This window comes from Phormidium tenue FACHB-1050 (assembly GCF_014696925.1).
Lineage (GTDB): Bacteria > Cyanobacteriota > Cyanobacteriia > Pseudanabaenales > Pseudanabaenaceae > Pseudanabaena.
In genome coordinates this window covers 125,374-146,795 of record NZ_JACJQY010000002.1, presented here as the reverse complement: position 1 = coordinate 146,795, position 21,422 = coordinate 125,374, and the positions used below count along the sequence as shown (strand labels likewise).

Here is a 21,422-nt window from a genome sequence, read left to right as displayed (position 1 = left end):
GCTATACAACTCATTTAGGAGCGCTATAGGTATGGATTAAAAACCAAACCCAGTAAGGGTTTTAAAAACACAAAATGGTGTAGTCATTTTGTGTTTTGGTATAAAATACTGGTAGCTGTATATTTATGATTTAGCCTAGGATGTCACCATGCCCTTGATTGCAACCGATAAAATTGTAAAAGACCTAGAGAAAGCAGGTGCTTTAGCAATGCGCGTCCCTCCTGAAGGTGGTTATGAAGGTCGCTACCAACTGCGCTTGAAGAATGCAGGTTATGAAATTCTCTTTATTACGGCGCGTGGTTTAGGCGATATAAGTAGTTATCTGACGGATGTTCATGGTGTGCGTCCTTCTCACCTTGGCAAAACTGAAATCCGCACATATTTCATTCCACCTGCGATCCAATTTCGCCTCAATGCTTTACCCGCAAAATCTAAGGGGCTAGTTGTGTGGCTAATCGAAGGTAAGTATCTCTCCAAGCAAGAGCTAGAGACACTCAGCCAGATCCCTGATCGCGATCCGCGTGTAAAAATCGTGATTGAAACAGCGAGCGATCGCCAAGTTACTTGGCAGCCGCTCAAACAAGCAGTTGCTGCCTAACTTTTTAGTTAAAAAACAATAGAGAGTTACGGCGCAAAGCGCCGCAACTCTCTATTAAGCGATTATCCAAAAATCATGAACTGGTTCACATCAATTAGCAAAGGTTTAAGGATTGATCGCTTAGCAAATGTCGTTACAGATTCCCTTTGGCAAGCCAATTGTCCGTTATGTCAACGTCCTGCCGATCTCATTTTATGCAAAGACTGCGATCGGCAAATTACTGCTTATCAATTACCAGAATTTTTGCAAAAAGATCATCCTATTGCACCAAAGATTCCACTTTATAGCTGGGGAGTTTACGATGGCACATTGAAGCGGGGCATTGCTGCTAGCAAATATGAAAATCATCCTGAAATTATGGAACTGATTGCCGAAAAAATCGCTGAAAGATGGAAGCGATCGCCAGATGCTAGGGAATTTACTCAAAATCATAAAAAAATTACGGTGATTCCGATTCCTCTCCATGACAACAAATTAAAATCGCGGGGATTTAACCAAGCTGAAATTGTTGCCCGTCGTTTTTGTGATCTGACTGCAATGCCATGCGCTCCCCAACTGTTGCAACGGGTCAAGGATACTAAGGCGCAAATGCAAACCAAGACTATCCAAGAGCGTGAGCAAAATTTATCTAAAGCCTTTACAGTTCCCTCAACCCAAGTTTCTAAGCAGACAAACTCGCGATCAGTAATTCTATTTGATGATATCTATACGACTGGTGCAACTATCCGCGAAGCGATCGCCACTCTTGCTACCAGTAAAATGACAGTGTGCGGTGTAATTGTGATTGCACGCCCACAATTTAAAAGCTAAGCGCTAAAAGCCAAAAGCTAAAAGCCAAAAGCTAATTATGAAGTTCCAGTTCAGATTTCATCTTCTCAAGAGTGATGTTCATCTGGTCAAACATTTGCTGGGGTGTAATGCCAAAATTGCCTAACTGGTTTTCCAATTGCTTGAGGGTCATCTGCGCCATAAAGTCATCGGACAATTCAAACCGCTTCATAAAAATCTTATAGCGATCCATCATCTCTTCCATCTTTTCAATAAAGAGAATTTTGCCTTCGCGATCAAACTTGCCATAACTACCGCCAAGCTGAGTTAAGGCTTGGTAATCTTGAAACAGATTGCGGGCTTCATGTTGAACAATTTCAGAATCAAAAAATGCCATTTTAATGCTCTGCTTTATTTACATTTATTTTTCTTACATCCATTCTAATTTTACAAGCTAGGTCAACTTTACAGAAATTAACCGATGTGGGGATATCACTATAAAAAGCCCAAAAAGTATGGCGGTGCTTTGCACTCTCATACTCTTTGGGCTTTGTTGACCATAAAGTTTTTGCTTTGCAAAAACTTTATGGTTTAAGTCATAATTGGCACTGCGCGATCGCGTTTTCGCGGCAAAAATCTAACTGAAACTCGCTTTAAGTCAAATTTGTCTTCCAACTCGTGCACATAGTCTACGGCTTCGCCCTCATGTTCACGATTGTCAAGGGTTTCTAATAGGGTAAGAATTTCGTTGTCTAGTCCGGGTTTACCGATGAATAAGTGCATGAGCGTTTCGCAATTATCATCATCAGGGTAAATCGGAATGTAATAAATGTAAGGGGTATCCATAAGCTCCATAATAATGCGTGGATTCAGTCACACTTTAATTTTTTGTAATCTAAACTTTTGTAAATCTTAGATCGTAGTTATGGCAGTTAAACCAACTGCAACAAAGATACAACATTGCATTAAGTAGCTGAGCATAATTAAAAACCAGAGCCAAAAACTATGGCGCACGCGCAGCGTGCGCCATAGTTTTTTAATTGCGTCTAGCTACTTAAAGCGTAAACTAGGAAACTACAATAGAAATACAAAAACACGCCAAATCAGCGTAAGCGATCGCTTACGCATTCAAAGTGCGATTTATTTAATCATGCTCAACCCAGACCCAAATTCGATTCAACTCACCCAAGATGACTATGAGCGCTACTCTCGTCACCTGATCTTGCCTGAGGTTGGCGTAGAAGGACAAAAGCGCCTCAAGGCTGCCAGCGTACTGTGCATCGGTACGGGTGGCTTGGGTGCGCCCTTGTTGTTATACCTTGCTGCCGCAGGGATCGGACGTATTGGCATCGTGGACTTCGATGTGGTGGATACCTCCAATCTTCAGCGTCAAGTTATTCATGGCACTAGCTGGGTCGGCAAACCCAAGATCGAATCGGCGAAAGCGAGGATCTTGGAAATCAACCCCCATTGTCAAATTGATTTGTACAATACGCAGCTATCTTCAGCAAATGCTTTGGAGATCATGGCTCCCTATGACATTGTTGTGGATGGTACGGATAACTTCCCTACACGCTATCTCGTCAATGATGCCTGTGTATTGCTAAATAAGCCCAATGTTTACGGATCGATCTTCCGTTTTGAAGGGCAAGCAACGGTATTTAACTATCAAGATGGTCCTAACTATCGCGATCTTTATCCAGAGCCACCACCACCGGGGCTAGTGCCTTCCTGTGCAGAAGGTGGTGTTCTCGGCATTCTGCCCGGCATTATTGGTGTGATCCAAGCAACGGAAACGGTCAAAATCATTTTAGGACAAGGAAATACGCTCAGTGGGCGGCTACTGCTTTACGATGCCTTAAAGATGTCCTTCCGCGAACTCAAACTGCGCCCCAATCCTGTCCGTCCTGTAATCGAAAAGTTAATTGATTATCAGCAGTTCTGTGGTATTCCTCAACAAAAAGCAAACGAAATGGAAGCTCAACAAGCGATCGCCGAAATTAACGTCAAAGAACTTAAAGAGATCATTGATGCGGGTGCATCGGATTATGTGATCATTGATGTGCGTAACCCTAATGAATGGGAAATTGGCAAGATTCCGAATACTGTATTAGTGCCTTTACCAGAGATCGAGAATGGTAATGGTGTTGAGAAGGTGAAGTCTTTGCTGAATGGCAAAAAGTTAATCGCGCATTGCAAGATGGGTGGGCGATCGATGAAGGCTCTTGGCATTCTCAAGCAAGCTGGCGTTGATGGGATCAATGTACAGGGTGGTATTAATGCATGGAGTGAGCAGATCGATCCTTCTGTTCCGAAATACTAAAAAAAAGAGAGTGCTTTGCACTCTCTTTTTTTTATCTATTTAACGTCAGTTCTTTTTTATTTCCTAAAAGTCCCTGTGGTCGCCATAGCATCAAGATGATTAAGGTTAAGCCGATTAGAATTAGCTGAATCGCTTCAAATCTGCCACCATCAGCCCGAATTTGCTCAGCAATGCTAAAGCCAAGCCTACTAGAGTCGAACAAAGCTTCAAATCTCCGAATTTGCTCAGGTAAAAAGCGGGGTATCGCATTGTAAAACTGAAATAACGCTGCACCGAGGAGCACGCCAAGATTATTGCCTGCCCCACCAATAGTTACAATTGTCCATGCTTGGAAAGTAATTAACGGCACAAAGTTATCAGGATAGACGGTGGTTAGTTGCCATGCATAAAAGGAACCCGCTAGACCGCCGATCGCTCCACCGATCGCAAAGGCTTGTAATTTATACCAAAATACATTTTTCCCTAGAGCCTTAACCACTTCCTCATCTTCGCGAATGGCTTTGAGGACTCGCCCCCAAGGCGATCGCACAAGCCATTCCAATCGCCAGTAAATAATTGCCACAACAATTAGTAAAAGAGCAGCTAAAACAAAGGAATAGTTCTGGCGCGAAACGATATTAACTAGAGGTAAGGGGAAATCTTGAACACCTCTTGTGCCTTTGGTCAGCCATTCTTCGTTATTCACAAAAAGGCGAACCATCTCCGATACGCCAATGGTGACGATCCCCAAATAGTCTTCGCGTAATTTGAGCGCTGTGCTGCCGATCAAGATACCGAGTAAACCTGCGATCGCGGCGGCAATTAGAAAGGCTAAAAACCAAGGCACACCATTGAGGGTCAGCAATACGGTTGTATAGGCTCCGACCGTCATAAACGCCACATGCCCAAAGTTAACCAGCCCTGCAAATCCCCACTGTAGATTTAGTCCTAAACTAAACAGGGCAAAGATAGCCGCATTAATAAAAAGTGTTGAGATGTATTCGATCATAAATAAATTGACTCAACCATAAAAGTAGAGGGGTTTGCTATAAATTGACTGCGCTAGCGATATAGTAAGTCTAGACTGGTACGCTTTAAAACACCATGCGTCTATGCATTAATCCTAGTTGTCCCCTTCCTAACCATCCTGACAATGACAATTACCCAACTTGTCAAGGATGTGGCTCTGAATTATTAGTTGATAATTGTTATACAGTCACCAAATTATTAAGCGATGCGGGTGGGTTCGGAGTGGTCTATGAAGCCACCGACCCCGCAGGCAAACCCAAAATTCTGAAGATTTTGAAACAAGAATTGAATACTGATAGTAAGGCTGTGTCACTGTTTCAGCAAGAAGCTTTTGTATTAGGACAGATCGATCATGCGGGGGTACCAAAAATTGAAACCTATGTGCATCACGAACTCGAAAACGGGACAATGCTGCACGGTATTGTCATGCAAAAAATCGAGGGGCTAAACCTCGAACAATGGATCAATCAACGTGAGCGAAAACCGATCGCCCAAAAACGAGCGATCGCATGGCTCAGGCAATTGGTAGATATTCTTACCGTAGTCCATCAAAACAAATATTTTCATCGCGATATTAAACCCGCAAATATTATGTTGTCTCCTTCGGGGCAGCTAGTGCTCATTGATTTTGGAACTGCTCGCGAAGCCACACATACCTATCTTGCCAAAGTTGGTGGATTACAAGGCGTGACTAGTATTTGCTCTGTTGGATATACTGCACCCGAGCAAGAAAAAGGGTTTGCTGTGCCACAGTCAGATTTTTATGCCCTTGGCTGCACAATGATCCATTTGGTCACAGGCAAATATCCCCTTGATACTTACAATCCCGATCGCGATATGTTTGAGTGGCGATCCTACGCACCTGAAATTTCTGAGGAGCTAGCGGACTTAATTGATGTAATGATTGCCCGCAAGCCCAGCGATCGCCCCATTAACTGCGAAGCAATTTTAAGTATTCTTAGAGAAATTGAACAGATTGATCGACTTGCACCCCATAACAAAACTAAGGCTAAGCGGAAAGCGATCAAACAGGCAATCAAAGAATCAACCCGTAAACCCACTTCACCGATTTTGCTAACAGTATCGGTGATAATTGCTGCCTGTATGGGGCTGAGTATTGGCACGTTGATTAAGGTTTCGGCGATCGGCAATTTTGAAGACGTTTCTTTTCAAATACCAGTATTTCAAAAGAAACGTCTGAATCCGATAAAATTTTTGCAAGGTCATCATACAGATGCGGTGCAAAGTGTAGCACTTAGCCCTAATGGCAAGATGATCGCTAGTGCTAGTGATGATGGAACCATCAAACTTTGGGAATTAGATGGGGACAAGACTAATCCTATTAAAGAAATCAAAGATCAAGGCGGATGGGTAAGAGCAGTAGTCTTCCTATCCGATCGCCAAATTATCACCGCAGGTCAAGATAAAAATATTAAGATTATTGATATCACTTCAGGCAAAGTGGTCAAAACCCTGAGTGGTCATACAAACCTGATTAATAGTTTAGCGATCTCTCCTGCTAATGATCTGTTAGTTAGTGGGAGCTATGACAATACTGTTAATCTTTGGCAAATTTCGACAGGTAAGCTGCTGCGATCGCTCAAGGGGCATACCGATAGAGTTTGGGGTGTCGCGATTTCCAACGATGGCAAGCAAGTTGTTAGTGCTAGTCGTGATAAGACTTTAAAGATTTGGGATGTGAATACAGGCGAGAACCAGAAAACTTTGTCAGGTTCTCTGGCAGGTGTGACTTGCGTATTGATCACTCCTAATCGAAAGCAAGTGATTAGTGCAGGCAATGATAAAGCGATTCGGGTTTGGGATATCGCCTCAGGCAAACAGCTATTTACATTGAATGGTCATGAGGATGTGATCAGTGCGATCGCGATTACTAAGGATGGTAAGTATCTGTTTAGTGGTGGCAAAGATAGTCCCAATTCCATTCGCTTATGGAATCTCCAAACGCAATCTTCAACTTGGAATTTGATTGGTCATACAGATTTGGTAACTTCTCTAGTCATCTCTGCTGACAGTCTGAAATTGATCAGCAGTGGACAAGATAAAAATATAAATATTTGGGAAATCCCCACCCTTTGATTCCTTATATTTTATTTTCATGTTTTATGCCAATTAACATAAGGTCAACAATAAAACCCCAATAGTATGAGGCGGCGCTTCGCGCCGCCTCATACTATTGTCCTGAGACGGGTGGCTATAGCTCTCATGCTGAATGACTGAGCTTCAGCATGAGAGTTGTTGGTGGCGCTTCCACAGACTATTTAGGATTGCTATACATGGTAAATTTTTAGTAATTAGCACAATGCATTCAAAATGCTTCAAAAACGAAAAAGACTCAATCTAACTTTTATTACCTGTCTAGGTATTTTAATTAATGTCTTAGGAAATACTTTATTACCTCAAGATCAGCAAAAAACTGAAGCTCAAAAAGCTATTCAAGTTCGCACTGACCAATGGTTAAAAGTTGATAAGGTTATGGGAACTGTTAAATATCGCAACTTATACAACTATGAAAATCGTGCGGCAAGAGTTGGCGATCGCCTGCAAACCACCAGTGACGAAATTTCTACAGGCGCAAACAGCTCGGCAGTTTTGAGCGTGGACACAGGTGTGGGAGTTATCAATGTATCTGAAAATACAACTATCCAAATTCGTTCTTTTCGGATTGCCTCTGATAATGGCAGAGTTACCAATTTGTTTGTACCACGCGGTAAGGCAAGATTGCAGATTCGTAAATTTACCAATCGTGGTTCTCAGCTAAATATCCAAACCCCTGCGGGTATAAGTGGCGTGAGAGGGACAAATTTTATCGTGATTGCTAGACCAAATGGCAATATGATCACTACCACCTTTAATGGGAGTGTGGCGACGACTGCTAAAAATCAGACACAAATGGTCAATGGAGGATTTCAAAATATCACAATTGTTGGTGAATCTCCCTCAATTCCTGTGCCGATTAGTAATGACGCAGGATTAAGATATACCATTAATCGACAAACTTCAGGTTCAGGTCGCTCTGTGGTTTTTGTGGGGTACACTAATCCTTTTAATACCGTTAAGGTAGACGGGCTAGAACAGTCTTTAGATCGTAGTGGAAAGTTTTCTTTACAATTACCTGCAACTTCAAGTCTAAAAGTGAAAGTAACGGTGGAAACCGCTATGGGAAAGATACAAGATTATGAGATCCCCATTCTCTAAGTTTATTTCTCGATTATTTCCCCAATTAGTAACAAATTATCGCTCTAAACGACTGCGATCGCGTTTAGCTAGTCTGCTGTTCAAAGCTTTACCCACGATATTTGCCACAATGGTCTTGATCCCCCTGCTTCAATTAGGGATTTTACAACCAATCGAATTTTGGACTTACAACTGTTTTACTAATTGGAGAGGCGATCTCCCTTGGGATGAGCGCGTGGTAATTATTGCCATTGACGATCAGAGTGTCAGTAAAGTTGGCAGATTTCCATGGTCACGCGATCGCTATGTCCAGCTTTTATCCAAACTTGAACAAACTGAAGCCAGTGTCATTGGTTTTGATATTTTATGGTCTGAAGCAACTCCTGCGGATCAGCAATTAGCGGCAGCCCTTGCCAGATATCAGAAGGTGGTTCTGGCTATGGCTTGGGATAAGTCAGGAAGCCCCCTACTGCCGATCGCACCTATTGGTAATGCAGGAGTAGCAATTGGTCATATTCTTAAACGTGAAGATACTGATGGTGTTGTACGTCAGATTGATTTACAGATCCAAGATATCCCTACTTTAGGGGTGGCGATCTTGCAAGCCTATGATCTGACGACTGCTGCTGTCACCCTGTTGCCAGAGTTAAACCAGCCCTTATTGATTAATTGGACTAAGCGGATCAGTGACATTCCTCAAGTCTCTTTCAGTGATGTCATTGATGGCAAAGTTCCTGCTTCCGCATTCCAAAACAAAATTGTCTTAGTAGGAGTCACAGCATCAGGAATTGATAATTTAGCAACTCCTTTTGATCGGAATCCTCCTGCTAGTGGCGTGCATTTACACGCTATGGTTTTGCAAAATCTACTCCAAAAAAGTGCGCTTACAGTTGTTAAACCATCTTATATCTGGAGTTTTGCGTTATTGGGGAGTCTATTTATTGGTTTGATTTTACCAAGACAGAATTTATGGACTGGTAGTATCAGTGCTTTTGTGCTGTCTGGGCTATGGCTAGTCATTGCGTTTGGTGCTTTTACAGCGAACTACTTGATCGATCTAGCTGTTCCGATCTTGATGTTTCTCCTTACAGGTTTTGCGATCGCTTTACAAGAGCGTTGGCAGATGTATCGTTCTCTGAAGATTGCCGATGCTCAAATTTTATATAAATCCACCCATGATCACTTAACAGGATTGTACAACCGCGCATTAATTGAGAACCGTCTACAAAATCTGCTCTATTCCCAAGATACATCTTCTCAAAGCGAAAATCGTCAACATCTGATTGCGATTCTTTGGATCAATTTAGATCGATTTAAAACTATTAATGATACCTTTGGTCATCCGATTGGAAATCTATTACTAATTGAAGTCAGCAAATGTTTGCAGGGTTCTGTTCCCAATACTTCATCAATTGCGCGGTTTGGTGGTGCTGAGTTTGTGATTTTATTGGAAGATTTGCAGAATGAACAAGAGGCGATCGCTATTGGCGATCGCATTCAAATCAATCTTCAACAAACATTTAAGATTAATGATCATGACATTAAGGTCTTCGCTAATATTGGGCTTAAGTTCCATTTAGTTAATGGGCTTGACAATATCGACGCTCCCGAAATAATCTCTCCAGAAATCCTATTGCGAGATGCAGACACAGCCATGTTCTATGCCAAAAAACTAGGCAATTCATGCAATAAAGTCTTTGATATATCTATGCGAGAACGGGTTCTCAAACGCTTACAACTTGAAAAGGATCTCCGCAAAGCTGTAGCTCTTTGTCAAGATCCGTATAATCTAGAGCAACAAGAGTTTCTAATTTACTATCAACCGATTCTCTCGCTTAACGATATGCAGATCGTAGGATTAGAAGCTCTAATTCGTTGGCAACATCCTGAGCGTGGATTGGTATCACCGACTCAGTTTATTCCCCTTGCTGAAGAGACTGGGCTTATCATTCCCATAGGTGATTGGATTATGCGAAATGCTTGCTTACAGATCAAATCTTGGCATCAGCGCTTTGCTAAGGCTAAAGACATTACCGTTAGTGTCAACCTATCTACTAAACAATTGGCACAAGATAATGTACTAGAAAAATGTCTGAGTATCCTTAAACAAACGCAACTAGATCCTAAGTACCTCAAAATCGAGTTGACAGAAAGTGCCATCATGGAAAATCCTGATTTTGCAGTAGGTATTCTCAATCAGATGCGGCAAGCAGGAATTCATATTTATATCGACGATTTCGGCACAGGTTATTCTTCGCTTGCCTATCTACATAAATTCCCTTTTGACGGCTTAAAAATAGATCGTTCCTTTGTTAATAATATTCATGCCAATACAAATGGTATGGAAATTCTCCAAGCCATCATTTCTTTAGCGCAGAGTGTCAAGGCGCATATTGTCGCAGAAGGGATTGAAAACCTAGCTCAGTTAAACTATTTACAAGATCTGTTGAGTGAAGAAGGGGATGGGCAAGGTTATTTTCTATTCCGACCTCTTGATGTAGTTGCGATCGAAGCAATCTTTCAAACAACATGATCATCGTTCTGTGAGATTTAATTCTTACAAACAAAAAACAATCAAGAAATTTTTTGATTGTTTTTTGTTGGCAAAGCCATGTAATACTAATCCATAAAAGTGTAACTACCTCTTTCATTGTCATATGTAGCAATGTAGGAGTTAACTAGGACAAATCAAAACCCAAAAGATGAGTGGCGGCGCTTCGCGCCGCCACTCATCTTTTGGGTTTTATGTCCTAAGCAAAACCTACATTCCTATACCAAAACAGACTAGAAAATGTAGTCAACTTATACATTAGTTTGGTATATTAAATAAATTGACAAATAAGTCTACAAAGCAAGTCTAGATTTTATAATGGTTTTCATTATAAAGACTTAAATATACTAATTTGATTAAGAATTTAATAAAGCTTCTAGTCTTATTTAGTAAGGTGGATTAGCTCTCAGATTTCTTGTGATTTACACTTCCTCACTACATTTAATTTTTTCATTTACAACAGATGATAAACACTATCCCTACCAAAAACTTATGGAACAAAAAGTTTCTTAGCATTTTTAGCTATGGTAGTGCAACTTTAATTTTAGGACTATTCGTAAAAGTTGACCTAAGTGTTGCTCAATCTCAGTTGCAAGTAAAAACAAACCGATATTTACAAGTAGAGCAAGTGCGTGGGAAAGTTTTTTTACGTAATCAAAATACTAATCGTCCTGCGCGAAGGGGCGATCGCCTTTCGATAATTGGTGATGAAATTGTCACAGATGGAAAATCAACGGCTGTGTTAAGTGTTGATACAGGTATCGGCTTTGTTAATGTTGCTGAGCGGACAGTAGTTCGTATAGATGCGCTAAAAGTTACTAGCGACGATGGAAGAATTACGATTTTACAAGTACCTAAAGGACAAGTACGTTTACAAATTCGACGATTCTCTAATCCTAGTTCACGATTTAATATTCAGACTCCTGCTGTCGTTACAGGAGTTAGAGGCACAGAGTATGTATTAAATGTAAAGAATGATGGTCGCACGATCCTTTCTACCTTTGAGGGTTCAGTAATGACTGAAGCCCAAAACACAGAGGTTTTAGTGGAGCAAGGATTTCAAAATCAAACCATATTAGGAGAGCCACCTTCGCAGCCAGTCCCTATTCAGGACAATAATGATTTGCAGTATCAAGTCTTCAAGCAGTTTGAAAATGGCGATCGCCAAGTGATTCTAGTTGGACAGGTTGATTTTGCTAATACAGTAACAATTGATGGAGTTGAGCAAGTTGTTGATCGAAATGGTCAATTCAGGGCTGTATTAACCACCAATTCAATATACAGAGCTGAGATCAATGTCATCGTCTCCAATCCTTTGGGAAAACAACGTATCTATGAACTGGTTATTTTCTAAACGCATAGTACAGAAGTCTATTCCTTGGACAGTCTCGATGGTGATCACCGCCATTTTATCTAACTTGGGCGCTTTTCAACCCCTTGAATACTTTGTCTATAATCGGTTTACAAATTGGCGCATTGATAGCAATTGGGATGAGCGTTTAGTAATTATTGCGATCGATGATGTCAGCATCGAAAAATTAGGACGCTTTCCATGGACGCGCGATCGCTATATCCCATTACTCCAAAAGCTCACCAAAGCTAAAGCGAGTACAGTTACAATTAATTTAATTTGGTCAGAGTCTAGTTCTGCTGATGTATTGTTAGCCAGAGTGATGTCCGACAATAGACAAGTTGTTTTATCTCAAGCATGGAATGCTCAGGGTAAAAAGTTACTGCCAGTTCCACAACTAGCGGAAGTAGCGATCGGCTCAGGGCATATTCTTGATCTTAAAAGTAGTGACGGGATCGTGCGTTGGACAGAATTATACAAAGATGATACACCTTCTCTAGCAATGGCTACCTTACAAGCCTATAACCTCGTCTGGGGAAATGTGCCAATGCCAAATCCAGATGTGACATTTTGCATCAACTGGACATTTCGCCCTCAACAAATGCGCCAATATTCCTTTGTCGATGTGATTGAAGAGCGTATTCCTCTAAATACTTTCCAAAACAAGATTGTTCTTGTAGGTGTAACTGCTACAGGCAATGATGCATTGGTTACCCCTTTTGATGGAAATGATCCTGCTCACAGCGTGCATTTACATGCCAATATTCTGCAAAACTTTTTGCAGCAGAATCAGTTGCGAGTTCCTGAAATACATTGGACTTGGGGATTAATGCTCTTAGTTGGCATGGCGCTAGCTTGGATACTTGGGCAAAGTAAAACTTTTAAACAAATAGTAATTGTGCTAGTCATCTCTGGTGGTTGGGGAGTCTGTGCTTTTGGATTTTATACATTTGGCTATTGGCTACCAGTAGCTATGCCGATCTCCTTACTTCTATCAATTGGACTATGCAGTATTGTTCAAAATCAAATCGAATCAAGGCAACATTTGCAACAAATAAATTCTAAGCTTACCTATGAAGCCTTTCATGACCATCTTACGGGCTTAGCTAACCGCATTTTACTCACCGATCGCATTAATCATGCGATTTCTCTCTATCAAAGACATGGCTATCTATTTGCAGTTATTTTAGTGGATTTGGATGGATTCAAATCTATTAACGATAACCTAGGACATTTGAATGGCGATCGCCTATTGATCGAAGTGGCAAAACGCTTAAGTGCCTCAATTCGCTCAGGTGATACTGCTGCTAGGCTTGGTGGTGATGAGTTTGTGGTTTTGCTAGATAATCTCAAGGAAAAGCAAGATGCGATCATTACGATTGAAAGAATTCAAGCGGCGATGGCTCCCACTTGTTGTCTTGAGGGCAACGAGATCAGTATTTCCATGAGTATGGGCTTGGCTTTTAGTATTGAGACCTATCAAACTCCAAAAGATATCCTTGCTGACGCTGATATTGCTATGTATCAAGCTAAATCCCTTGGTAAGTCATGCTATCAAGTTTTTGATGCTTTAATCTAATAGAAATGGCGGCGCTTTGCGCCGCCATTTCTGTGTTTTTGATTTGTCGTGCTTCGCACGACGCAAATGGCTATATCGAACTACTTGATAGCCGTTTCGAGTTTGTGCTGATTCCAGAGCTTTTGATAAAGTTGAGACTCAGTTAGTAACTCAGCATGAGTCCCCACTTGGACAATTTTGCCTGCATCCATCAGAATAATGCGATCGCAAGTTGAAGCCGCCGATAGATTGTGTGTAATAAATATCACGGTTTTGTTTTTAGGGAAATTGCCTAAAATGCCTGTTGCTGTCTGATTATCCACACTAGAGAGCGCATCATCTAACACCAAAATTGGAGTATCTACTAACAAAGCTCTCGCTAGAGCAGTGCGCTGTCTCTGCCCACCTGAAAGGGTAATTCCCCGTTCACCAACGAAGGTGTCATATTGTTTGGGAAACTTAAGAATCTCTTGTTCAATACGCGCTTGATTAGCAAAATTCTCCACTTCATGATCAAAAGCTTGGGGCTTTCCATAACGAATGTTGTCGCGCATCGTGGCGCTAAATAAGAAACTATCCTGCGGTACAAATGAAATAATCTCGCGGAGATCGGCAATCCGCATTTTTGTAATGTCTACGCCATCAATAAAAATTTGATCCGATGGAACTTCAACTAAGCGCATCAAAGCACTAGCAAGAGTAGATTTGCCAGAACCAACTGTTCCCAAAATAGCAACGGTTTCACTTGGATAAATCGTGAAGTTAGCATGATTGAGCGCAGGGTGACTAGCTCCGTCATAGGTGAAGGTGAGATCTCTCGCTTCAATTTTGCCTGTAACTTTCTCCTTAGAAAGAGTGATCGCATCTGTTTGATCGGCGATCGCTGGGGGCAGATCGAGAATGCCTTGAATCCTTCCGATACTCACCAATCCACGTTGATAAGTCACCATCACAAAGCCTAAAATCGCCGTTGGGAAAATTAGTCTTTCTACATAAATGATCAAGGTCAGCAAATCACCTATTTTGAATGTTGTATTCGCTGAATTTGCTAATTTTTCGCCACCAAACCAAATCAATACTAAAAAGCTAATACTGGCAATTCCACCTAGTAATGGAAATAAGATATTTCGACTGCGAGCCATTCGCAGATTAGCATCCAGTAAGCGATCGTTTAATTTTCTAAAGGCTCCTCGTTCGTTCTCCTCCTGAGCATAGGTTTTGATCAAAGCCATGCCATTGAGATCTTCTTGTAAAAGCGAACTGACATTTGATAGTTCTTCTTGAACTTCTAACTGTTCATCACGCAACTGACCGCTAAAGCTCTGCACAATCACCAACATGATTGGATAAACAGAAACTGATAACAACGTCAGCATCGGATCAATCACGATCATCGCTGGCAGAGTCAGGCTATACACAAATACTGAGTTGATGATGCTGAGAAGGGCAAATCCCATCAGGCGGCGAATATTTTCCACATCGCTGGTGACAATGCTGATCGTCTCACCTGCGGAATTGTTGGCAAAATAGCTCGGTGGCAGCTTGAGTAAATGCTCAAAAATTTGTTGCTTGAGGCTGTACTCAATCTTGCGCCCAATCCCAAAAATCCACACACGGGAGGTCATACGGATGACCCACATCAGTGATGACAACCCAACAATTAGCCACACATAATTCATCAGATTTGAAGAATCAATAGCCTGAATCTTACTAAGATCGTCAACTGCAACTCTGATCAGCCAAGGAATATATGTGCCAAGCATATTTGCCACTAGAAGGGCAACCGTGCCAACGGCTAAGTCACTCCAGTAAGGACGGAGATAATTTGTGAGATTTTGAAATTGCGATCGCGCCATAATATACCCATATTACTTGATTTTGACAAAAGCTTGCCTAGTAAGCCTTTGCGAAAATCAAGTATTGCTTTTCATCCTGTTGGCTGGCGGTGGTTACCGCGATCGGCTTGGGCAGATCGGTCAATGTATAGCAAAAAAAGAGTTAGCTAGTACAAACCAAAACCCAAGAATCGAGTGGCGGCGCTTTGCGCCGCCACTTGATTCTTGGGTTTTATGTCCTAAGCAAAACTTGCTTTGCTATAGCAAAATTATTAGAGGAATTAGGCAATGCTGCTGCGCTTGCGAGATTCCTTATAAGAAGTCGTCACATTCCGTAACCCCGACTTCACCATTTGTTGCTCTAGAATTGCAAAAAAGCGGCGGCGATCGCTACCAGTGACCACTGCTTGATTATGCGCCTCCGCAAGTGCCACAGGATAGCCATAGCCTTTTTGTACCTGCGCGAGAATGATTTGTAAAGCTTGCGATCGCATTTCTGTATCCAGAGCTGTCCAAGCTGGCATCTCGATTCTAGCGATTTCTGTACCGACATGAAGGTAGCAAAAATAAATCTGATGTTCGCCATATTCCTGCAAAATTCGCGCCTGACTTTTCCAGATAGGACTGCATTCACCTGCTTTCAGTAAACGACTCCATAATGTTCCGTCACGCAAAGGTTGGATTTGGCTACAGGGTGCAGCATCTAGTGGTTTATCAGAGCAATGGGTATGGCAATCAGGCTCCTCAAAGGGACAGAGCTGCAAACGCAAAAAATTAGTTGCTTCTGCGGCGCGGGGAGCGCTAATGTATCCTGCTAAGGGAATCTTTTGAGTTTTTAGGTTATCCCATGCGGCAAGGATATCTGGCAAAAGATGCGATCGCGCATCGGCGGGAATCTCATCAAGTTCCCAATGGACTAAGGCTCCATCGCTAAAAGCTAACATTGGCGAATGAGGATAACTCGCAAGTGTAGCGATCGCTAAATTGGCTAGAGCCACATTTTCAGCAACAGTACGTTTGAGTGTCATCCATTGCTCTGTCTGAATTCCCCACTGACGAGCTTTATAGAGGTCTTCCATTTTATAAAAGACTTCAGGAACATTATCAAGTAAAGGATAGATGCCAGAATTATAGTAAATGGCAACTCGACCGATATTAATCAAATAGCAGTAGGCAATTTCATGGCGACTAGGGGCAATCTGTGAGCCATCGGTGGCGAGAACAATATGTGGTGTGGTTGTGGGTGATATTGCTTGAACTTGTTCCAGAGGTTCAACAGGTTCCGCGCAATTAAACATGAAGCGATCGCGCAGGATTTCACTGTGTTTACAAAGATTAGCTTGGTTGGCAGAGGCTTGATGAAATATAGTTTCAGCGCGATCGAGTTTGACTGTCAATTGCTGGGCTTCCTTCTGCAATTGTTCAGACATTCCTTGCATCTGTCCCATCAACTTCTGTAAATCTAGCATAAGTACTTTTCTAAATTTTCTAGTATAGCTATAGCCACCTGTATCAGGACAAATCAAAACCCAAATAGTGTGAGGCGGCGCGAAGCGCCGCCTCACACTATTTGGGTTTTATGTCCTAACAAGAATGGCGACAGCTATAATACCAAAACACAAAATGGCATAGCCATTTTGTGTTTTGGTATTACTTTTTCCTAAAGCAATTAAATATAAAACCTCAAAGCCTGTGGCGCAGGCTGCGCCACAGACTTTGGCTCTGGGTAGTAATTATGCCCAGATACTTATCTCATCTTGGAATTTTAGTGCTACAAAACACCCTTTGAGCTAGGAATCATACTGGCACGACGCGGATCGACTTCTACTGCCATGCGTAAAGCACGAGCAAAAGCCTTGAAAGCAGCCTCGATAATGTGATGAGAATTGCCACTTTCTAAGAGGCGCACATGCAGTGTCATTTGCGCGTGATTAACCACAGCTTGAAAAAACTCACGAATTAGTTCTGTGTCATAGGTTCCTACGCGCTGATTGGGAATTACTAAGCCATATACCAAATAGGGGCGACCCGAAAAGTCGAGGGCGACCTGTACTAAAGATTCATCAAGGGGCGCAACAAAATGCCCAAATCTTGCAATTCCTTTGCGATCGCCTAATGCTTGCCCTAGTGCTTGCCCTAATACAATTCCCACATCCTCATTGGTGTGATGATCATCAATGTGTAAATCACCTGTTGCTTGCACATCAAGATCAATCAATCCGTGGGAACAAATTTGATGCAGCATGTGATCAAGAAAGGGAATACCAGTATTGATATTGCCTTTACCAGTGCCATCAAGATTTAGCGCCACAGTGACATCGGTTTCGCCAGTTTTGCGGTGGACTTTGGCAATGCGAGGAGTATCGTAGGACATAGCGGAGCGGAATTGATAAAGGTTGTAAGGTGTCAGATTTACTACACTGTAACCTTAAATTGCGATCTCTTTGTTCGATCTATTTACCAATACTTATAAATAGGTGAGAGTGCGCCCCGAAGGGGCGCACTCTCACCTATTTAGGCTCGCTATAATCTACGGCAAGTTTCTAAATAAGGTGCTGAAGAATGGCGAATCGTTTCCTACTTATACTTTTGTTTCTCTTGCAACTAATTTGTCTGGGAATACTGTGGATTAGTTGCTTTCCTGGAGAGCTTGCCGATCTGACCTTTATTCTTCTTTTGATTGTGTATATTTATGGAATCCCGCTTTTAATTGCATTTGTAGTGATAGTTGTAGTTGGGATGCAAATCTTGAAGAAGATAAATTTTTTCCCTGCAATTCAAACCTTAATAATCTCTGCCGCAGTAACTTTAGGGCTAACAGTAATTTTATTAAAAACTAATCTGCCCCAAACAATAGCCTTTTCAGTATCACGCCCTGCCTTTGAGGCGGTTGTTACTAATGCGGATAAGCTCAACTCCATCTGTAATAGCAAACCAGTTAACCAAAGATTAGGTCTATATCGCGTCATAGAATGCGATCGCGATAGCCGTGGTGGTATCTATTTTAGTACTGCGAACTTTCGCTTTATTGATATCTCTGACTTTTATGGATTTGCCTATCAGCCCAACCCCTATGGCAACTATCACTTTGGCTCTGATATTTATAAATATTATCCCATTGTAGATGAGTGGTATGGATTTACAGCAGGTAAGCGTTCTTGATATTCCCTCAGAATTGCATTAGCACTATCTAGTATGGCGATCTCGCTTATGTCAGTCGTAACAATCTCTCAATACATCTTAGCTTAGAGAGGGCATAGACTCTGATAGGCTTAAGCTGAGACTCTAGCATTCTGATTGTTGGCAAAAAACAATGAACAATTTACCGACAAAGCCAGTTTGGCACACTTTAACGATTGATGAAGCGATCGCGGCTTTGGATACAAATCCAGAGTTGGGGCTAGAGTCGTGGCAAGTAAGCGATCGCCAAGCTATCTATGGACGTAATGAATTAACTGGCAAGGCAGGACGCTCTAAGCTCAGTATTTTTGTCGATCAGTTTACTAACATCATGCTGTTGATGCTGATGGGTGTGGCGGTAGTTTCGGCAGGCTTAGATTTACGGGTGGGTAATTTTCCCAAAGATGCGGTAGCGATCGCCGCGATCGTGATTCTCAATGGCATTTTGGGATATGTCCAAGAAAGTCGTGCCGAGGAAGCACTTGCTGCTTTAAAACGGATGGCGGCTCCCAATGTGAGAGTCCTTCGCGAAGGAAAAGTTACGGAAATCCTCTCCTCAGAACTGGTAGTAGGGGATATTGTGTTTGTGGATGCAGGGATGCAAGTTGCGGCGGATGGACGCTTATTAGAGGCGATCAAGCTGAAAGTCAGAGAAGGAGCGCTGACGGGAGAATCGCAAGGCATAAATAAATTTGCCGATCAAGTATTTCATGAAGACGAATCCTTGGGCGATCGCCGCAATATGCTCTTTCAGGGAACTGAGGTATTGCAAGGACGAGGGATGATGCTGGTCACAGCGATAGGAATGCAAACAGAGTTAGGGAAGATTGCCAATCTCCTGCAAGATGTGGAATTGGAAGAAACTCCCTTGCAAAGACGCATGGCAGAACTTTCTAAGGCTTTGGTAATCGCTTCTTTGGTGCTAGTAGCGATCGTGATTACCATAGGGCTATGGCGAAATGGTGACTTTGTGAAGTTGCTCAATACATCCTTAAGTATGGCGGTTGCCGCAGTTCCTGAAGGTTTACCTGCGGTGATTACAGTGACTCTTGCCCTTGGCACGCAAAGAATGGTACGCCGTAATGCATTGATTCGCAAATTGCCTGCGGTGGAAACCCTTGGTTCGGTAACCATGATTTGTTCCGATAAAACAGGAACGCTGACCCAGAACAAAATGGTAGCCGAAAATATTTTTACTACGAACTATGCTGCCCAAATCAATGGAACTGGCTATGAACCAATTGGCGAATTTTCGCTCTCTCGACTAGCGGGAGATATGCTAGCCAGTGATCTTAGTATTTATCAATGTGCAGAATTACAGCTTTTACTAGCGTCAGGTGTAATTTGCAATGACTCCTATCTCCAGAAAAAGACTGTTGAACAAATAAGCGATCGCCAAACCTCAAAAGGAAAAAGAAACTTAAGCCCCTTGCCTGTGCCTACAAATAGTTCACAGTGGAAAATAATCGGCGATCCTACTGAAGGCGCGTTATTAACTTTGGCAGGAAAAGCTAATCTTTGGCAGTCACACTTTACGCATTATTTCTCAAGGGTTGCAGAGATTCCCTTTACGTCTGAGCGGAAAATGATGAGCGCGATCGCTACCATTAACAGTATGAATGCCGAAGATACACCCGAAGCCCTACGAGCGATCGCTGCACTGTTACCGAATACGCCTTACTTCCTATTTTGCAAAGGTTCTCCAGAACTAGTTTTAAGTCACTGCGATCGCATTCAAATAGATAAACAAATTGGTTTAATTACAACTTCCTACAAAACAGCGATTAACATCCAAAACACTCTGCTTGCCTCTAAGGGAATGCGCGTATTAGGATTTGCCTATTTGCCCTTAGAAAATTTACCGACAGAGGAAGAACTCGCCAATATAGAAAATAATCTCGTTTGGTTAGGCATAATCGGGATTCGAGACGCGCTCAGGGCGGAAGCTGCTAAGGCTGTGCAAATCAGTCGCCAAGCTGGGATTCACACGACGATGATTACAGGCGATCATCAACTCACAGCTCAAGCGATCGCTCGTGACTTAAATATTTTTTATCCAGATAGCGATCGCGTTTTAACGGGGCAAGAAATTGAATTGATGACCGATGATGAACTCACGTCGCTCTCTCGACAAACCGCTGTCTATGCCAGAGTTTCACCTGAACATAAACTAAGAATCGTCCAAGCATTACAACGATGTGGTGAAGTGGTGGCGATGACAGGTGATGGTGTGAATGATGCCCCTGCACTCAAACAGGCGAATATCGGAATTGCGATGGGAATCACGGGAACAGATGTTTCTAAAGAAGCTAGCGATATGATTTTGCTGGATGATAACTACGCGACGATTGTGGCGGCAACTGAGGAAGGACGCACGGTTTACGCGAATATCCGCCGCTTTATTAAATATATTCTTGGTAGTAATGTCGGTGAAGTGATTGCGATCGCCTCGACTCCATTTTTAGGCGTTAATGCAGTTCCCCTCACCCCTTTACAAATCCTGTGGATGAATCTCGTTACTGATGGTGTACCCGCATTAGCTTTAGCTGTGGAACCATCAGAAGCTGATGTAATGCAACGACCTCCTTTTAACCCCAAAGAGAATATTTTTGCGAGGGGATTAGGTTGGTATATCCTGCGAATTGGCGTTGTCTTTGGTTTGCAAACTATTTCCTTAATGGAACTTGTCTATAACTCTGGTAATCCTTCATGGCAAGAGCATTGGAAAACTATTACATTTACAACTCTCTGTATTGCTCAAATGGGTCATGCCCTCGCCTGTCGATCTGATTCCAAACTGATCATTGAGTTAAATCCTATCTCCAATCCCTATTTATTGGTTTCCGTGATTTTTACTACGATCCTGCAACTTGCTTTGCTCTATGTGCCAAGCCTACGACAATTTTTCGGGACAGATGCTCTTTCGGCTTCAGAGTTGGGCTTATGCTTTGGATTTAGTATGCTGTTGGTTTTGTGGGTGGAATCAGAGAAAATTATCTTAAGGTGGTGGCGTAAGTCTCACCCTGTAAAATTTCCTGTAAAACCTCAGTCCTAA

General features: G+C 42.2%; 16 protein-coding genes. 10 read left to right on the top strand and 6 right to left on the bottom strand.

What is annotated here, in order from left to right:
- Positions 1-148 precede the first annotated feature (148 nt).
- Positions 149-598 carry an NAD(P)H-quinone oxidoreductase subunit N gene (locus tag H6G05_RS02105; RefSeq protein ID WP_190575903.1) on the top strand — a complete coding sequence of 150 codons (450 nt, stop codon included), beginning with the start codon at positions 149-151 and terminating at the stop codon, positions 596-598.
- A gap of 75 nt (positions 599-673) precedes the next feature.
- On the top strand, positions 674-1,408 hold the full coding sequence (locus H6G05_RS02100; protein WP_190575901.1) for a ComF family protein: 735 nt from the start codon (positions 674-676) through the stop codon (positions 1,406-1,408).
- Between the two features lie 31 nt (positions 1,409-1,439).
- On the opposite strand, the gene H6G05_RS02095 is transcribed toward H6G05_RS02100, so the two are convergent.
- Positions 1,440-1,763, bottom strand: a complete 324-nt coding sequence (locus tag H6G05_RS02095; protein WP_094529010.1) for a DUF1825 family protein — start codon at positions 1,761-1,763, stop codon at positions 1,440-1,442.
- Between the two features lie 194 nt (positions 1,764-1,957).
- A complete protein-coding gene (locus H6G05_RS02090; RefSeq protein WP_190575899.1) occupies positions 1,958-2,212 on the bottom strand; it encodes a hypothetical protein in 255 nt (84 codons plus the stop codon).
- A 304-nt stretch (positions 2,213-2,516) separates the two neighbouring features.
- Here H6G05_RS02090 and moeB point away from each other — a divergent pair, with 304 nt between their 5' ends.
- A complete protein-coding gene (moeB, locus tag H6G05_RS02085; protein WP_190575897.1) occupies positions 2,517-3,689 on the top strand; it encodes a molybdopterin-synthase adenylyltransferase MoeB in 1,173 nt (390 codons plus the stop codon).
- 31 nt (positions 3,690-3,720) lie between these two features.
- Here the strand turns inward: moeB and H6G05_RS02080 are convergent, their stop codons facing one another.
- On the bottom strand, positions 3,721-4,677 hold the full coding sequence (locus H6G05_RS02080) for a branched-chain amino acid ABC transporter permease (RefSeq protein WP_190575895.1): 957 nt from the start codon (positions 4,675-4,677) through the stop codon (positions 3,721-3,723).
- Between the two features lie 95 nt (positions 4,678-4,772).
- On the opposite strand from H6G05_RS02080, the gene H6G05_RS02075 reads away from it, so the two are divergent.
- From H6G05_RS02075 to H6G05_RS02055, 5 genes are all read left to right on the top strand, one after another.
- Positions 4,773-6,794 carry a serine/threonine-protein kinase gene (locus H6G05_RS02075; RefSeq protein WP_190575893.1) on the top strand — a complete coding sequence of 674 codons (2,022 nt, stop codon included), beginning with the start codon at positions 4,773-4,775 and terminating at the stop codon, positions 6,792-6,794.
- Between the two features lie 234 nt (positions 6,795-7,028).
- Positions 7,029-7,913, top strand: coding sequence for a FecR family protein (locus H6G05_RS02070; protein WP_190575891.1), 885 nt, complete (start codon positions 7,029-7,031; stop codon positions 7,911-7,913).
- A complete protein-coding gene (locus H6G05_RS02065; protein WP_190575889.1) occupies positions 7,894-10,425 on the top strand; it encodes an EAL domain-containing protein in 2,532 nt (843 codons plus the stop codon). Before H6G05_RS02070 ends, H6G05_RS02065 begins: the two co-directional genes overlap by 20 nt.
- Before the next feature lie 481 nt (positions 10,426-10,906).
- Positions 10,907-11,797, top strand: a complete 891-nt coding sequence (locus tag H6G05_RS02060) for a FecR family protein (RefSeq protein WP_190575887.1) — start codon at positions 10,907-10,909, stop codon at positions 11,795-11,797.
- The gene (locus H6G05_RS02055; protein WP_190575885.1) at positions 11,778-13,373 is read left to right on the top strand and encodes a diguanylate cyclase domain-containing protein; all 1,596 of its coding nucleotides are present in this window, start codon (positions 11,778-11,780) and stop codon (positions 13,371-13,373) included. The genes H6G05_RS02060 and H6G05_RS02055 overlap by 20 nt, the downstream gene beginning before the upstream one ends.
- An 80-nt stretch (positions 13,374-13,453) precedes the next feature.
- Here the strand turns inward: H6G05_RS02055 and H6G05_RS02050 are convergent, their stop codons facing one another.
- From H6G05_RS02050 to hisB, 3 genes are all read right to left on the bottom strand, one after another.
- Positions 13,454-15,208 carry an ABC transporter ATP-binding protein gene (locus H6G05_RS02050; protein ID WP_190575884.1) on the bottom strand — a complete coding sequence of 585 codons (1,755 nt, stop codon included), beginning with the start codon at positions 15,206-15,208 and terminating at the stop codon, positions 13,454-13,456.
- A 260-nt stretch (positions 15,209-15,468) separates the two neighbouring features.
- Positions 15,469-16,656, bottom strand: coding sequence for a DNA double-strand break repair nuclease NurA (locus H6G05_RS02045; RefSeq protein WP_190575882.1), 1,188 nt, complete (start codon positions 16,654-16,656; stop codon positions 15,469-15,471).
- Positions 16,657-16,958: 302 nt separating this feature from the next.
- The gene (gene hisB / locus H6G05_RS02040; protein WP_094536043.1) at positions 16,959-17,561 is read right to left on the bottom strand and encodes an imidazoleglycerol-phosphate dehydratase HisB; all 603 of its coding nucleotides are present in this window, start codon (positions 17,559-17,561) and stop codon (positions 16,959-16,961) included.
- Between the two features lie 188 nt (positions 17,562-17,749).
- On the opposite strand from hisB, the gene H6G05_RS02035 reads away from it, so the two are divergent.
- Both H6G05_RS02035 and H6G05_RS02030 read left to right on the top strand, forming a co-directional pair.
- On the top strand, positions 17,750-18,349 hold the full coding sequence (locus H6G05_RS02035; RefSeq protein ID WP_190575880.1) for a hypothetical protein: 600 nt from the start codon (positions 17,750-17,752) through the stop codon (positions 18,347-18,349).
- Between the two features lie 151 nt (positions 18,350-18,500).
- Entirely contained in the window at positions 18,501-21,422 is a 2,922-nt protein-coding gene (locus tag H6G05_RS02030; protein ID WP_190575878.1) for a cation-translocating P-type ATPase, read from the top strand.

Excerpts from the sequence above, each read along its gene's own strand:
- H6G05_RS02065 (WP_190575889.1), top strand. The coding sequence starts at position 7,894 with ATGAGATCCCCATTCTCTAAGTTTATTTCTCGATTATTTCCCCAATTA.
- H6G05_RS02100 (WP_190575901.1), top strand. The coding sequence starts at position 674 with ATGAACTGGTTCACATCAATTAGCAAAGGTTTAAGGATTGATCGCTTA.
- H6G05_RS02070 (WP_190575891.1), top strand. The coding sequence starts at position 7,029 with ATGCTTCAAAAACGAAAAAGACTCAATCTAACTTTTATTACCTGTCTA.
- moeB (WP_190575897.1), top strand. The coding sequence starts at position 2,517 with ATGCTCAACCCAGACCCAAATTCGATTCAACTCACCCAAGATGACTAT.
- H6G05_RS02060 (WP_190575887.1), top strand. The coding sequence starts at position 10,907 with ATGATAAACACTATCCCTACCAAAAACTTATGGAACAAAAAGTTTCTT.
- H6G05_RS02050 (WP_190575884.1), bottom strand. The coding sequence starts at position 15,208 with ATGGCGCGATCGCAATTTCAAAATCTCACAAATTATCTCCGTCCTTAC.
- H6G05_RS02035 (WP_190575880.1), top strand. The coding sequence starts at position 17,750 with ATGGCGAATCGTTTCCTACTTATACTTTTGTTTCTCTTGCAACTAATT.
- H6G05_RS02075 (WP_190575893.1), top strand. The coding sequence starts at position 4,773 with ATGCGTCTATGCATTAATCCTAGTTGTCCCCTTCCTAACCATCCTGAC.
- H6G05_RS02055 (WP_190575885.1), top strand. The coding sequence starts at position 11,778 with ATGAACTGGTTATTTTCTAAACGCATAGTACAGAAGTCTATTCCTTGG.
- hisB (WP_094536043.1), bottom strand. The coding sequence starts at position 17,561 with ATGTCCTACGATACTCCTCGCATTGCCAAAGTCCACCGCAAAACTGGC.
- H6G05_RS02045 (WP_190575882.1), bottom strand. The coding sequence starts at position 16,656 with ATGCTAGATTTACAGAAGTTGATGGGACAGATGCAAGGAATGTCTGAA.
- H6G05_RS02095 (WP_094529010.1), bottom strand. The coding sequence starts at position 1,763 with ATGGCATTTTTTGATTCTGAAATTGTTCAACATGAAGCCCGCAATCTG.
- H6G05_RS02080 (WP_190575895.1), bottom strand. The coding sequence starts at position 4,677 with ATGATCGAATACATCTCAACACTTTTTATTAATGCGGCTATCTTTGCC.
- H6G05_RS02090 (WP_190575899.1), bottom strand. The coding sequence starts at position 2,212 with ATGGATACCCCTTACATTTATTACATTCCGATTTACCCTGATGATGAT.
- H6G05_RS02030 (WP_190575878.1), top strand. The coding sequence starts at position 18,501 with ATGAACAATTTACCGACAAAGCCAGTTTGGCACACTTTAACGATTGAT.
- H6G05_RS02105 (WP_190575903.1), top strand. The coding sequence starts at position 149 with ATGCCCTTGATTGCAACCGATAAAATTGTAAAAGACCTAGAGAAAGCA.